Origin of the sequence: Aquabacter sediminis (genome assembly GCF_028863665.1) — a bacterium.
GTDB lineage: Bacteria > Pseudomonadota > Alphaproteobacteria > Rhizobiales > Xanthobacteraceae > L1I39.
Window position 1 is genome coordinate 280,242 of the sequence record NZ_JARBFX010000004.1, and the last position, 13,110, is coordinate 293,351.

Consider the following 13,110-nt stretch of genomic DNA (forward strand, 5'->3'; position numbering starts at 1 on the left):
GGCGGCCCGAAGGCCGCCGGAGAAGATCAGGCGTCCGCGCGGCGGAAGATCAGCGACGCGTTCGTGCCGCCGAAGCCGAAGGAATTGGACAGCACCGTGTCCACCTTCCGCTGGCGGGCCTTCTGGGGCACCAGGTCGATGGGGGTCTCCACCGACGGGTTTTCCAGGTTCAGCGTCGCAGGCGCCACTTGGTCGCGGATGGCGAGGATGGAGAAGATGGCCTCCACCGCGCCGGCCGCGCCGAGGAGATGGCCGATGGACGACTTGGTCGAGGACATCGACACATTGGCCGCCGCATTGCCCAGCAGCCGCTCCACCGCCTTCAGCTCGATCTCATCCGCCATGGTCGAGGTGCCGTGGGCGTTGATGTAGTCGATGTCGGACGGGGTCATGCCGGCCCGCTTCAGCGCCGCCGCCATGCAGCGATAGGCGCCGTCGCCGTCCGGCGAGGGGGCGGTGATGTGGAAGGCGTCGCCGGACAGGCCATAGCCCACCAGTTCGGCATAGATCTTGGCGCCGCGCGCCTTGGCGTGCTCGTACTCTTCCAGCACCACGATGCCGGCGCCTTCGCCCATGACGAAGCCGTCGCGGTCCTTGTCATAGGGACGCGAGCCGCGGGCGGGGTCGTCATTGAAGGCGGTGCAGAGCGCCTTGCAGCTGGCGAATCCGGCCAGCGACAGGCGATTGACCGGCGATTCGGTGCCGCCGGCCACCATCACGTCCGCATCGCCGAGCGCGATGAGGCGGGCCGCATCGCCGATGGCGTGGGCGCCGGTGGAGCAGGCGGTGACCACCGCGTGATTCGGACCTTTGAGCCCGTGGGCGATGGACACATAGCCGCCCGCCAGATTGATCAGGCGGCCGGGAATGAAGAAGGGGGAAATGCGGCGGGGGCCGCGATCGCGCAGGATGAGGGAGGCTTCCGCGATGCCCTCGATGCCGCCGATGCCGGAGCCGATCAGGACGCCGGTATTGGTCTGGTCCTCATAGCTTTCCGGATGCCAGCCGGCATCGTCCAGCGCCTGGGACGCGGCAGCCATGGCGAAGACGATGAACTCGTCCACCTTGCGCTGTTCCTTCGGCTCCATCCAATCGTCGGGATTGTAGGTGCCGTCGGTGCCGTCGCCCCGCGGAATGGTGCAGGCGATCTGGCAGGCAAGATCGGCCACGTCGAACCGGTCGACCCGCTTGGCACCGCTCTCGCCCGCAATCAACCGCCGCCAACTGGGCTCGACGCCGCAGCCGAGCGGCGTCACCATGCCGAGGCCAGTGACGACAACACGTCTCATGAGGGAACTCCGGGTACGATCACGACGACGGCCGCGGCGCGTGGCGCACCGCGGCCGTCAGTATCATGATGACGGCGATCAGGCCGCGTTCTTTTCCAGGAACTTGATGGCGTCGCCCACCGTCAGGATGGTCTCGGCGGCGTCGTCCGGGATCTCGGTGTTGAAGGCCTCTTCGAAGGCCATCACGAGCTCGACGGTGTCGAGGCTGTCGGCGCCGAGATCGTCGATGAAGCTGGCGTTTTCCGTAACCTTCTCGGGCTCCACGCCCAGATGCTCCGCGACGATCTTCTTCACCCGCTCGGCGATGTCACTCATCGATGCACCCTCGTTATCTGAAAAATTGTCTCTCTGCCGTACGGCGGCTGTGAGAGGGCATAAAGCCTTTCACGCGCCGTGCCCAGCCCCCTTGCTCGTATCCGACCGGGCAGATGGAAGCACCGTCGTCCAAGCCCCGTCCGTGCCTGGCACGACCGGGTGGTATGAGCGGCTCGTTACCACACTTCCCCCGGCTTGGCCAGCAAACCCGATCATCACCCGAAGGTCCAGAGCGGGCTTGGGTTTTCGCCGCATCCCGGTTTTCTCCGCCCGGGGCGGCAGACCCGTGATGCGGGGCGGGAGCGGCCTTCGGCGGGGGCCGAGGGCCGCATCCCGGTCATACCATGGCCATGCCGCCATTCACATGCAGCGTCTGCCCGGTCACATAGGCCGCCTCGTCGGAGGCCAGATACACACAGGCCGATGCGATGTCCTCGGGCGAGCCCAGGCGCGCGGCGGGCACCGCCTTGAGAATCGCCTCGCGCTGCTTGTCGTTCAGCACGTCCGTCATGGCGGTGGCGATGAAGCCCGGCGCCACGCAGTTCACGGTCACGCCGCGGCTCGCCACTTCCTGGGCCAGCGACTTGGACATGCCGATCAGGCCCGCCTTGGCGGCGGCATAATTGCCCTGGCCGGCATTGCCGGTCACGCCCACCACCGAGGTGATGGAGATGATGCGGCCCGACCGGCGGCGCATCATGGAGCGCACGGCGGCGCGGCTGAGGCGGAAGGTGGCGGTGAGGTTGACCGCGATCACCTGGTCCCAGTCCTCGTCCTTCAGGCGCATGAAGATGTTGTCGCGGGTGATGCCGGCATTGTTCACCAGGATGTCCAGCTGGCCGAGCTTCTCCTCGGCGTCCGGCACCAGCTTCTCCACCTCCTCGGTGTTGCCGAGATTGCAGGGAAGCACCACCACGCGCTCGCCGAGCTCGGCCGCGAACGCGTCCAGCACTTCCCGGCGGGTGCCGGAAATGGCGACGGTGGCGCCCTGGGCGTGGAGGGCCTTGGCGATGGCGCCGCCGATGCCGCCGGTGGCACCGGTGACGAGGGCGGTCTTGCCGCTGAGATTGAACATGAGGTCTCCGGAAAGAGAGGAAAAGCGAAAGGACGGCCTCAGGCGGCGGGCCTCAGGCGGCGGGAGCTTGGCGGGCGGCGATGAAGGCTGCCACATCCTCGGGCGTGCCCACGGCCGAGACGGCGATCTCGCGGGCGATGCGCCGCACGAGGCCGGAGAGCACCTTGCCGGCACCCACCTCCACCGCGCGGGTCACGCCCGCGCCCGACATATAGATGACGCTCTCGCGCCAGCGCACGGTGCCGGTGACCTGCTCCACCAGGAGGCGGATGATTTCCTGGGGATCGGTGACCGGGGTCGCCCGCACATTGGCGATGACGGGGACGCACGGCGCGTTCACGGTGGCTTCCGCCAGCGCCGCAGCCATGGCCTCGGCGGCGGGCTCCATCAGGCGGCAATGGAAGGGGGCGGACACGGGCAGCAGGATGGCGCGCGAGGCGCCCTTGGCCTTGGCGATCTCGATGGCGCGCTCAACGGCCGCCGTGGAGCCGGACACCACCACCTGGCCGTTGGCATTGTCGTTGGCGGCTTCGCAGACCTCATCGCCAGCCGCCTCGGCGGCGACCGCGACCACCTGGTCGTAGTCGAGGCCCAGCAGGGCGGCCATGGCGCCCTGGCCCACCGGCACGGCCTCCTGCATGGCCCGGCCGCGAATGCGCAGCAGGCGGGCGGCATCCGTGATGGAGAGCGCGCAGGCGGCGGCGAGCGCCGAATATTCGCCCAGCGAGTGGCCGGCCACGAAGGAGGCGTCGCGGGAAAGGTCGAGGCCGGCTTCCGTCTCCAGCACGCGGATGGCGGCGAGCGAGACGGCCATCAAAGCGGGCTGGGTGTTGGCGGTGAGGGTCAGCGCGTCGGCGGGGCCGTCCCACATGATGGCGGTGAGCTTCTCGCCCAGCGCCGCGTCCACTTCTTCGAACACGGCGCGCGCGGCCGGGAAGGCATCGGCCAGGGCCTTGCCCATGCCGACAGCCTGGCTGCCCTGGCCGGGAAAAATGAAAGCGGTGGTCATGCGCATCCCCTTGACGGGTTCCAAGGATTGAATTTTGGGGAGGGCAGAGACACCGCACGGCCCTGGGAGTCAAGCCGCGCCGCACCATGGGTGCCCTGCACCGCGCTTGCGGGACGCCGCGGGGAGGGGGCACGCGCGAGTTGCCTTTCCCGCGCATTCTGCTATACGCGCCGCTTCCGTTGCCCCGGCCGGGGGCTGAACGGACGGTCGGCTGTTGTCGCGGGCATCTGATGCCCCTGCAAGATCCGGCAGGGCCTGTGGTCCGTCGTCCCGTGTCCCCGCCTTCCGAGCAGACGAGCCTTTCCTGAAAGGCTTGAAAGGGCTTGGCGTCGGGGCGCGGTGGAACAGGAAAGGCAATAGGACACATGGCGCTCTATGAGCACGTGTTCCTCGCGCGCCAGGACATCACGGCGCAGCAAGTCGAGGAACTGACCACCCGCTTCAAGGGTGTGATCGAAGCGAATGGCGGCTCGGTCGGCAAGACCGAGTATTGGGGCGTGAAGTCCCTGACCTATCGCATCAACAAGAACCGCAAGGCGCACTTCACGCTCCTCAACATCGACGCCCCCGCGGCGGCGGTGCAGGAGATGGAGCGCCAGATGCGCATCGATGAGGACGTCCTGCGTTTCCTCACCCTGCGCGTCGAGGAGCATGAAGAAGGCCCCTCCGCCATGCTGCAGAAGCGCGACCGCGATGATCGCGAGCGCGGCGAGCGCGGCTTTGGTGGGGATCGTGGCTTCGGTGGTCGCGAGGACCGCCCCCGTCGCAGCCGTGACCGGGAAGAAGCCCAGGGCGAGGAGGCAGTCTGATGGCGTTCGCTCAAGCTGGTGGTGGCGGCGGTCAGCGCCGTCCGTTCTTCCGTCGTCGCAAGACCTGCCCGTTCTCCGGCCCCAACGCGCCGAAGATCGACTACAAGGACGTGCGTCTCCTGCAGCGCTACATTTCCGAGCGCGGCAAGATCGTGCCGAGCCGCATCACCGCGGTGTCCGCCAAGAAGCAGCGCGAGCTGTCCGCCGCCATCAAGCGCGCGCGGTTCCTCGGCCTGCTGCCCTTCGTGATCCGCTGATCGCGATTTAAGTTCGCCGCCGGCCTCCGGGTCGGCGGCACCCCGATGCGGCGTGCCCGAAGGGGCTTGGCCTTGTCGATTGATCTTTGAAGGACGGTGGTCCTCTTCCGGTTTGCCGCATGCGCGCCGGGGGCGGATGCCAAGGCTGGGGTGGGCCTCGACCCTCCTCTAACCGCTCATGGCGGGACAGCGAGATGATGGGACAGATTGCACTGATCGGCCTGGCCGCTGGCGCGGCTTCTGCGCTCCTTTCCGCCGGCGTTGCCGCGGGAACGGTGCTGGCCGTGCCGCTGTTCTATCTTGCCCCTCTTCCCATCATGCTGGCCGGCCTGGCCTTTTCCCACTGGACGGCGTTTGTCGGCCTGGTGGCGGCGGCCGCTGGCCTCGGCCTTGCCTTCGGCTCCACCTTCCTCATCGCCTATGTGCTCGGCATTGGCGGCCCCGCCTGGGTGCTGGCCTATGGCGCGCTGCTCGCCCGGCCCGATCCTGCCGCGCGGGACGGGCTGGTCTGGTTTCCCATCGGCCCGCTGGTGCTGCTGGCCGGGGCGCTGGCCAGCCTCAGCGTGATCGTGGGGCTGCTGTCGGTGGCCACCGACTATGCCGCCTATCAGGCGGCGGTGGGGCAGGCCTTCGAGCTGTTCATCGAGGCGGGCGCGGGGTCGGCGCGCACGGCGGATACGGCGCATATGTCGGCGCTGGTGGCGGCGGTGCTGCCGCCCATGGCCGGTACGCTCACCACGGTCTCGCACCTGGTCTGCCTTTACCTTGCGGCACGGGCCGCGCGGGTCTCGGGGCGCCTGGCGCGCCCCTGGCCGGACCTGGCCGCCACCCGTCTTCCGGCGGTGATGACGCTGGTGCTGGCGGTGCTGATCGCCCTGTCCGTGACCCCCGGAATGATCGGCCTGTGCGCCTCCGTGGTCACGGCGACGCTGCTCACCGCCTATGCGGTGTCCGGCTTCGCCACCCTGCATTTCGTGACGCGCGGACGCCCCGGGCGCCCGCTCATCCTGACCGCCGCCTGGATGGCCACCCTCGCGCTCGGCTGGCCGGCGCTGGCCGCCGCCTTGCTCGGCATCGTGGACACCATGTTCGACCTTCGCACGCGCATGGGCTTTCGCGGCGGGCCGCCCGCCGCCAACGACCGATAGACCTCAAAGAACCGGCGGCTCCGGCCGCCCTCCCGAAACTGAAACAGACAGAACCGATCAGGAGATCAAAATGGACGTCATTCTTCTCGAGCGCGTGGCCAAGCTCGGCCAGATGGGCGAAGTGGTGCATGTGCGCGACGGCTATGCCCGCAACTTCCTGCTGCCCCAGGGCAAGGCCCTGCGCGCCACCTCGGCCAACCGCGCCAAGTACGACACCATGAAGGCCCAGCTCGAGGCCCGGAACCTGGAGCTGAAGAAGGATGCCGAGGCGGTCGGCGCCAAGCTCAACGGCACCAATGTGGTGGTGATCCGCCAGGCGGGCGAGAGCGGCCAGCTCTACGGCTCCGTCTCCACCCGCGACATCGCCATGGCGCTGGAGCAGGCCGGCTTCACCGTGAACCGCCAGCAGATCGTGCTGAACCACCCCATCAAGCTCATCGGCCTGCACACCCTGCCGGTTTCCCTGCACCCCGAGGTCGAGGTGAAGGTGACCGTCTCCGTGGCCCGCAGCGCCGAGGAGGCCGCCCGCCTCGTGGCCGGCGAGGACGTGACCGCCCGTCGTGATGACGACGAGGACGAGGACGAAGTGGTGGAAGAGGCCGCCGAGGCCGCCGAGGACACTGCCGAGGCCTGATCTGCCCGCCTTCTGGGCGTTTACGCTACGTCAATTGAAGCGCCCGGCCCTGGCCGGGCGCTTTTCTTTTGGGCTGAAAGCACCGCAGCATATTGTCGATTGGCCGCGCAGGTGTTGTGATTGGCCAACTCCGATCTCATCTTCGGTGCAGGGGGCCCGAGCCTGACCGGCTTGGGCCGGTGCGGCACCGGAGGCGGCAGAACGTCAGAGGGAGTGGCGCGCCGCCGCAGCGGGCGCAGGGGGGAGGGCACGCGGGGACACATTTCAGACGGAGGCGGCCGATGGAAAGGTTGCTTGAATCTGTTTTGCGTCGCGTGGTCATACGCGAAGGTCTCGTCGTCACACTGGCCTCCGGCCGGACCATCACCTTGGGGTCCGCCCCGCCGGAGGTCCATATCCGCTTCACCTCGGCCAGGGCCCAGTGGCGCCTGCTGCTCGACCCGGAACTGGCGCTGGGCGAGATCTATATGGACGAGGGGCTGGTGCTGGAGCGCGGCGACATTGCCGGGCTGCTCCACATCCTTATGGGCCAGCCGCTTCTCCAGCCGACGCTTACCGCGCGCCTTTTCTTCAAGGCCCGCATGGCCTTGCGCCGCATCGCCCAGTTTAACCCGCGCGGCCGGTCCCGCCGCAACGTCGCCCATCATTACGACCTGGACGGGCGGCTCTATTCCCTGTTCCTGGATGCGGACCGGCAATATTCCTGCGCCTATTTCGAGCAGCCCGGCCAAAGGCTGGACGATGCCCAACTGGCCAAGAAGCGCCATATCGCCGCCAAGCTGGTGCTCGATCGGCCCGATTTGAAGGTGCTGGACATCGGCAGCGGCTGGGGCGGGCTGGGCCTTTACCTCGCCGGCATTGCGCGGGCGCAGGTCACGGGTGTGACGCTCTCCACCGAGCAATTGGGCGTCGCACAGGCGCGGGCGGCGGAGCAGGGGCTGGAGGATCGCGCCGTCTTCCGCCTCCAGGACTATCGGGACGTGGCGGGCCCCTTCGACCGCATCGTCTCGGTGGGCATGTTCGAGCATGTGGGCGTCGACCATTACGGCGCCTACTTCCGAAAGGTGCGCGAATTGCTGGCACCCGACGGCGTGATGATGCTCCATTCCATCGGCCGCTCCGACGTGCCGGGCATCACCAATCCCTGGATCGCCAAATACATCTTTCCCGGCGGCTACATCCCCGCTTTGTCGGAGGTGCTGCCTCACATCGAGCGGGCGGGACTGGTGGTGACCGACGTGGAGATCCTGCGCCTGCATTATGCGCAGACGCTGAAGGCGTGGCGGGAGCGATTCCTCGCCCGGCGCGAGGAGGTCGCGCGGCTCACCGATGCGCGCTTCATCCGCATGTGGGACTTCTATCTCGCCGCCTCGGAAATGGCATTCCGCCACCAGGGCATGATGGTGTTCCAGATCCAGTTGGCGCGGCGGCAGGAGGCGGTGCCGCTGACGCGGGACTATATCGGCGAGGAGGAAAGGCGCCTGCGGCTGAAGGAAAAGCGGGCCTCCACGCCCCTGCGGCTGGCGGGCGAATGAGGCCGGCGGCGGCGCCGTCCCGCCGCCGCGCCCGGCCTTTTCCCCATTGTTATGCACAGGTGGAAAACTACATCTGCATGGGAAAGAGATTCCGCTGGGTCGCTCTTAACGCGGCATCAGGGCGGATGGGATCTGCTAGGCTCCCCGCATCTCCAGGAACCGACCGCACGCAATGCTTGACCTGCCTGCCGCCCGTGACGACGTGGAACCGAGCTATCGTCAGGCGCCCCACAATCTGGACGCCGAGCAGGCGCTCCTGGGCGCCATTCTGGTGAACAACGAGGCCTTCTACCGCGTCTCCGACTTCCTGAAGCCCGAGCATTTCTTCGAGCCCATCCATTCGCGCATCTTCGAGCTGGCGGGCTCTCTGGTGCGGGCGGGCAAGGTGGCGACGCCGGTCACGCTCAAGACCTTTTTGCCGGCTGATTTTGAGGTGGGTGGGCTGACCGCGCCGCAATATCTGGCGCGGCTTGCCGCCGAGGCCACCACCATCATCAATGCCGAGGATTACGGCCGCACCATCTATGACCTGGCGGTGCGCCGGCAGCTCATCCAGATCGGCGAGGAGATCGTCAACGAGGCCTATGAGGCCCCCATCGAATCGACGCCGCAGGACCAGATCGAGGAAGCCGAAAAGCGCCTCTACGCCATCGCCGAGAGCGGGCGCTATGACGGCGGCTTCGTGCGCTTCGGCGATGCGCTGCGCGATTCGGTGGACATGGCCAACCGCGCCTTCCAGCGCGACGGGCATTTGTCGGGCATTGCCACCGGGCTTGATGACCTCGACCACCAGATGGGCGGCCTCCAGCCCTCCGACCTTGTGATTCTCGCCGGCCGCCCCGCCATGGGCAAGACCGCGCTCGTCACCAACATCGCCTTCAACATCGCCTCGGCCTATCGGGGCGAGCAGAAGCCGGACGGCTCCATCGCCACCGTCTCGGGCGGCATTGTCGGCTTCTTCTCGCTGGAAATGTCGGCCGAGCAATTGGCCACCCGTATCCTCGCCGAGCAGGCGGAGATCGCCTCCTACAAGATCCGCCGCGGCGACATTTCCGAGAGCGAGTTCTCAAAGCTCGCCGCCGCCGCCCAGACCATGCAGGTGATCCCGCTTTATATCGACGACACCGGCGGCATCTCCATCGCCCAGCTGGTTGCCCGCGCCCGGCGCTTGAAGCGCCAGCGCGGCCTCGATTTCATGGTCATCGATTACCTCCAACTGCTCTCCGGTTCGGCCAAGACCTCGTCCCAGGGCCGCGTGCAGGAGATCACCGAGATCACCACGGGCCTCAAAGCCCTCGCCAAGGAGCTGAACGTGCCCGTGGTGGCGCTGTCCCAGCTCTCCCGACAGGTGGAAGCGCGCGACGACAAGCGTCCCCAATTGTCGGACCTGCGCGAATCCGGCTCCATCGAGCAGGACGCCGACGTGGTCATGTTCGTGTATCGCGAGGAATATTACCTCAAGAGCCGCGAGCCCAAGCCCGGCACCGAGGAATGGTTCAAGTGGGAGGCGGACATGAAGGCCGCCGAGGGGGTGGCCGAAGTGATCATCGGCAAGCAACGTCACGGCCCCACCGGCACCGTGAAGGTGCATTTCGAGGCCCAGTTCACCCGCTTCTCCAACCTCGCCCGCGAGGACCGGCTTCCGGACCATAGATGACCGCTCAGACCCCCGCGTCCTCCGACGCGTCCGATGTGGCGCTCGCCCGCGCGAGCGCTGTCCTGACCATCGATCTCGACGCCCTCGCGGACAATTGGCGCACCCTGGCCGGCCTTGCCGCGCCGGCGGACTGCGCGGCCGTGGTGAAGGCCAATGCCTATGGCATCGGCCTGGAGCGCGCGGCGCCCGCGCTCTGGCAAGCGGGGGCACGCACCTTCTTTGTGGCGCTGCTGGAAGAGGGCGTGCGCCTGCGCGCCGTGCTGCCGGAGGCGACCATCTATGTGCTCGGCGGCCTCCTGCCCGGCACCGAGTCGGCGTTCGAGGCTCATGACCTGCGGCCCGTGCTCGGCAGCCTGCCGGAGATCGCCGACTGGGCGGCCCATGGCCGCGCATTGGGCGCGGAGCGGCCGGCGGCGATCCATGTGGACACCGGCATGAACCGGCTGGGCATCACCGTTGACGAGGCTTTGGCGCTCGGGGCGCAGGGGGCCGGCTTCCGGCCGAGCCTTGTCATGAGCCATCTGGCTTGCGCCGATACGCCCGGTCATCCTCTCACCCCGCGGCAGGTGGAGCGCTTTGCCCGTGCTGCCGCCGCCTTTCCCGGTGTTCCCGCCTCGCTCGCCAATTCCGCCGGTGTGCAGTCCGGTCCCGAATTTCGTTTCGACCTGGTGCGGCCGGGCATCGCCCTTTATGGCGGCATGGCCATTGCCGGCCGGGCGCCGCTGAAGCCGGTGGTGCGGCTGGAGGTGCCGATCATCCAGGTGCGCCAGGGGCTTCCCGGCGACAGCGTGGGCTACGGCGCCGCCCAGCGCCTGTCCCGCGACAGCCGCATCGCCGTGCTCTCGCTGGGCTATGCCGACGGCTTCCACCGCGCCTTTGGCTCCGCCGATGGGCGGCCGGGGGCGGATGCCATGATTGCCGGCCATCGCTGCCCGCTGGTGGGGCGCATCTCCATGGACCTGGTCACCGTTGATGTCACCGACCTGCCGCCCGAGGCGGTGCAGCGCGGCCAGAGCGCGGTCCTGCTGGGAGACGGCATCGGTGTGGATGAGCTGGCCGCCCATGGCGGCACCATCGGCTATGAGGTGCTCACCGGCCTCGGCGCCCGCTACCGGCGCGTCTATGTCAGCGGGGCGGGCTGAAGCATGGCCAAGCGTGGCTCCCATTTCGTCTGCCAGGCCTGCGGGGCCAGCTATACCCGCTGGCTCGGCAAGTGCGAGGCCTGCGGGGCCTGGAACACCATTGCCGAGGAAGTGGAGGTCGTCGCCTCCGTCCCCGCCGCCCAGCGGGCGGGCCGAAAGGGGCGGGCGGTGCCGCTGGAGAGCCTCCAGGGCCAGGGCACGCCCCCGCCGCGCCTCGTCTCCGGCATTGGCGAACTGGACCGGGTGGCGGGCGGCGGCTTCGTCCCCGGCTCCATCCTTTTGCTCGGCGGCGATCCCGGCATCGGCAAGTCGACGCTTCTGGTGCAGGCCTCGGCCGCTTTGGCCTCGGCCGGACACCGGGTCATCTATGTCTCGGGCGAAGAGGCGGTGGACCAGGTGCGTCTGCGCGCCGGGCGCCTCGGCCTTGGCGAGGCGCAGGTGGGCCTGGCCGCCGAGACCAATGCGGAGAACATCCTAGCGACCCTGGCGAGCGGGCCGCCCGTGCGCATGGTGGTCATCGATTCCATCCAAACCATGTGGTCGGACTCGGTGGACTCCGCGCCGGGCACGGTGACGCAGGTGCGCACCTCTGCCCAATTGATGGTGCGCTTCGCCAAGCAGTCCGGCGCCGCCGTCATCCTGGTGGGCCATGTGACCAAGGACGGCCAGATCGCCGGCCCCCGCGTGGTCGAGCACATGGTGGACGCGGTGCTCTCCTTCGAGGGCGATGGTGGCCACCAGTTCCGCATCCTGCGCGCCCAGAAGAACCGCTTCGGCCCCACCGACGAGATCGGCGTCTTCGAGATGACCGGCAAGGGCCTCTCGGAAGTGCCCAACCCCTCCGAACTCTTCCTGTCCAACCGCGATGCCGGCGCCCCCGGAACGGCGGTGTTCGCGGGCATGGAAGGCACGCGCCCGGTGCTGGTGGAGATCCAGGCCCTCGTTGCCCCCTCCACCCTCGGCACGCCCCGCCGCGCGGTGGTGGGGTGGGATTCCAGCCGCCTGGCCATGGTGCTGGCGGTGCTGGATGCCCGCTGCGGCGTGCGCCTTGGCGGCCATGATGTCTATCTGAACGTGGCGGGCGGCCTGCGCATCGGCGAGCCGGCGGCGGACCTGGCGGTGGCGGCCGCTCTGGTTTCGGCGCTCACGGGAGCGCCCTTGCCGCAGGAATCGGTCTATTTCGGCGAGGTGAGCCTGACGGGGGCCGTGCGCCAGGTCTCCCAGACGCCGGCACGGTTGAAGGAGGCGGCCAAGCTCGGCTTCTCCCGCGCCGTCATTCCCGCCGCCAGTACGGAAGGCCTGGATGCGCCCGTTGGCATCGATGCCGTTCCTTCCCTCGCAAGCCTCGTTGCCGCCATTGCGGCACGCGCGCCGCGCAAGGCTGCCCTGCCGCCCCGTGAGGCATCGGCGCAAGAGGACTGATGACGCGGGGGGCACATGAAGCTATACGTCCCACCCACGCGAGGCCTGTCATCCAGGTGTCGCCTCACCGTGTCGCCTCACCGGTCGCCAGGTCGGCGCCACCTTGAAGGGTAAGCCGCGCCGATGCCTGTGACGCTGCTGGATCTCATTCTCATTGCCGTGATGCTCATCTCCGGCCTTCTGGCCATGGTGCGCGGCCTGCTGCGGGAAGTCTTCAGCATCGTGTCCTGGATCGCCGCCGCCGGCGTGACCGTCTATTTCTATCCAAAGCTTCTGCCCTTCACGAAACAATATATCTCGCAGGACACGGTGGCCCTCGCCGTCACCGTGGCGATCCTGTTTCTGGGCACGCTTCTCATCGTCTCCATCGTCAGCGCCCGCTTGTCCGACATCGTGCTGGACAGCCGAATCGGCGCGCTGGACCGCACGCTGGGCTTCCTCTTTGGATTGGCCCGCGGCCTTCTCGTGGTGGTGGTCGCCTTCCTGTTTTTCAACTGGCTCGTTCCGGACAAGAACCAGCCGCCATGGGTTTTGAACGCCAAATCCCGCCCTGTGCTTCAAAATACAGGGAATTGGCTGGTCTCGCTGTTGCCGGATGACCCGGAGAACACCATTCTTAAGCGACTTAAGCGTTCGCCCGCCGGCGAGGAGGGCGAGACGCCCGCGCCCCCGAGCGGACAGCGCACGGAGCGTGGGGGCACCACTGTTGCAGCTGCATCGTCCGCCATGGCGGCAGGCGGTGAAGCCGGATACCGCCGCGGTGACCGGCAAGGGTTTGATCAGCTGCTCGAGAGTACGCGCGGCACCGGCCAGTGAGC

The 13,110-nt window shown here is 68.1% G+C and carries 13 protein-coding genes; 9 read left to right on the plus strand and 4 right to left on the minus strand.

Annotation, left to right across the window (positions count from 1 at the left end; translation table 11 throughout):
- Window positions 1-26: 26 nt before the first annotated feature.
- The 4 genes from fabF to fabD form a co-directional block, all read right to left on the minus strand.
- Complete coding sequence (gene fabF, locus PV781_RS09660; RefSeq protein WP_274775418.1) at window positions 27-1,289, minus strand: beta-ketoacyl-ACP synthase II; 1,263 nt, start codon at window positions 1,287-1,289, stop codon at window positions 27-29.
- Between the two features lie 78 nt (window positions 1,290-1,367).
- Entirely contained in the window at window positions 1,368-1,604 is a 237-nt protein-coding gene (locus tag PV781_RS09665) for an acyl carrier protein (RefSeq protein ID WP_029003376.1), read from the minus strand.
- Window positions 1,605-1,941: 337 nt separating this feature from the next.
- Entirely contained in the window at window positions 1,942-2,679 is a 738-nt protein-coding gene (gene fabG / locus PV781_RS09670; protein WP_274775419.1) for a 3-oxoacyl-[acyl-carrier-protein] reductase, read from the minus strand.
- A gap of 52 nt (window positions 2,680-2,731) precedes the next feature.
- Complete coding sequence (gene fabD / locus PV781_RS09675) at window positions 2,732-3,688, minus strand: ACP S-malonyltransferase (protein WP_274775420.1); 957 nt, start codon at window positions 3,686-3,688, stop codon at window positions 2,732-2,734.
- Between the two features lie 365 nt (window positions 3,689-4,053).
- Here fabD and rpsF point away from each other — a divergent pair, with 365 nt between their 5' ends.
- The 9 genes from rpsF to PV781_RS09720 all read left to right on the plus strand — a co-directional run bounded on the left by rpsF (window position 4,054) and on the right by PV781_RS09720 (window position 13,108).
- A complete protein-coding gene (gene rpsF / locus PV781_RS09680; protein ID WP_209103669.1) occupies window positions 4,054-4,497 on the plus strand; it encodes a 30S ribosomal protein S6 in 444 nt (147 codons plus the stop codon).
- Window positions 4,497-4,754 carry a 30S ribosomal protein S18 gene (gene rpsR / locus PV781_RS09685; protein WP_012172827.1) on the plus strand — a complete coding sequence of 86 codons (258 nt, stop codon included), beginning with the start codon at window positions 4,497-4,499 and terminating at the stop codon, window positions 4,752-4,754. The genes rpsF and rpsR overlap by 1 nt, the downstream gene beginning before the upstream one ends.
- Window positions 4,755-4,948: 194 nt before the next feature.
- Window positions 4,949-5,902: a DUF2232 domain-containing protein gene (locus PV781_RS09690; protein WP_274775421.1), complete on the plus strand. Its 954-nt coding sequence runs from the start codon at window positions 4,949-4,951 to the stop codon at window positions 5,900-5,902.
- A gap of 70 nt (window positions 5,903-5,972) precedes the next feature.
- Window positions 5,973-6,536 carry a 50S ribosomal protein L9 gene (gene rplI, locus PV781_RS09695; protein ID WP_274775422.1) on the plus strand — a complete coding sequence of 188 codons (564 nt, stop codon included), beginning with the start codon at window positions 5,973-5,975 and terminating at the stop codon, window positions 6,534-6,536.
- Between the two features lie 281 nt (window positions 6,537-6,817).
- Window positions 6,818-8,071 carry a cyclopropane fatty acid synthase gene (locus tag PV781_RS09700; RefSeq protein WP_274775423.1) on the plus strand — a complete coding sequence of 418 codons (1,254 nt, stop codon included), beginning with the start codon at window positions 6,818-6,820 and terminating at the stop codon, window positions 8,069-8,071.
- Window positions 8,072-8,243: 172 nt separating this feature from the next.
- Entirely contained in the window at window positions 8,244-9,728 is a 1,485-nt protein-coding gene (locus PV781_RS09705) for a replicative DNA helicase (protein WP_274775424.1), read from the plus strand.
- Window positions 9,725-10,870: an alanine racemase gene (gene alr, locus PV781_RS09710; RefSeq protein ID WP_274775425.1), complete on the plus strand. Its 1,146-nt coding sequence runs from the start codon at window positions 9,725-9,727 to the stop codon at window positions 10,868-10,870. The genes PV781_RS09705 and alr overlap by 4 nt, the downstream gene beginning before the upstream one ends.
- 3 nt (window positions 10,871-10,873) lie before the next feature.
- Window positions 10,874-12,292: a DNA repair protein RadA gene (gene radA, locus PV781_RS09715; RefSeq protein WP_274775426.1), complete on the plus strand. Its 1,419-nt coding sequence runs from the start codon at window positions 10,874-10,876 to the stop codon at window positions 12,290-12,292.
- A 123-nt stretch (window positions 12,293-12,415) separates the two neighbouring features.
- Entirely contained in the window at window positions 12,416-13,108 is a 693-nt protein-coding gene (locus PV781_RS09720; RefSeq protein ID WP_274775427.1) for a CvpA family protein, read from the plus strand.
- Window positions 13,109-13,110 lie beyond the last annotated feature (2 nt).

Bases quoted from the DNA above. Each gene is read 5' to 3' on its own strand.
- PV781_RS09690 (WP_274775421.1), top strand. From the start codon at position 4,949: ATGATGGGACAGATTGCACTGATCGGCCTGGCCGCTGGCGCGGCTTCT.
- rplI (WP_274775422.1), top strand. From the start codon at position 5,973: ATGGACGTCATTCTTCTCGAGCGCGTGGCCAAGCTCGGCCAGATGGGC.
- rpsR (WP_012172827.1), top strand. From the start codon at position 4,497: ATGGCGTTCGCTCAAGCTGGTGGTGGCGGCGGTCAGCGCCGTCCGTTC.
- rpsF (WP_209103669.1), top strand. From the start codon at position 4,054: ATGGCGCTCTATGAGCACGTGTTCCTCGCGCGCCAGGACATCACGGCG.
- fabG (WP_274775419.1), bottom strand. From the start codon at position 2,679: ATGTTCAATCTCAGCGGCAAGACCGCCCTCGTCACCGGTGCCACCGGC.
- fabD (WP_274775420.1), bottom strand. From the start codon at position 3,688: ATGACCACCGCTTTCATTTTTCCCGGCCAGGGCAGCCAGGCTGTCGGC.
- PV781_RS09700 (WP_274775423.1), top strand. From the start codon at position 6,818: ATGGAAAGGTTGCTTGAATCTGTTTTGCGTCGCGTGGTCATACGCGAA.
- radA (WP_274775426.1), top strand. From the start codon at position 10,874: ATGGCCAAGCGTGGCTCCCATTTCGTCTGCCAGGCCTGCGGGGCCAGC.
- fabF (WP_274775418.1), bottom strand. From the start codon at position 1,289: ATGAGACGTGTTGTCGTCACTGGCCTCGGCATGGTGACGCCGCTCGGC.
- PV781_RS09705 (WP_274775424.1), top strand. From the start codon at position 8,244: ATGCTTGACCTGCCTGCCGCCCGTGACGACGTGGAACCGAGCTATCGT.
- PV781_RS09720 (WP_274775427.1), top strand. From the start codon at position 12,416: ATGCCTGTGACGCTGCTGGATCTCATTCTCATTGCCGTGATGCTCATC.
- PV781_RS09665 (WP_029003376.1), bottom strand. From the start codon at position 1,604: ATGAGTGACATCGCCGAGCGGGTGAAGAAGATCGTCGCGGAGCATCTG.
- alr (WP_274775425.1), top strand. From the start codon at position 9,725: ATGACCGCTCAGACCCCCGCGTCCTCCGACGCGTCCGATGTGGCGCTC.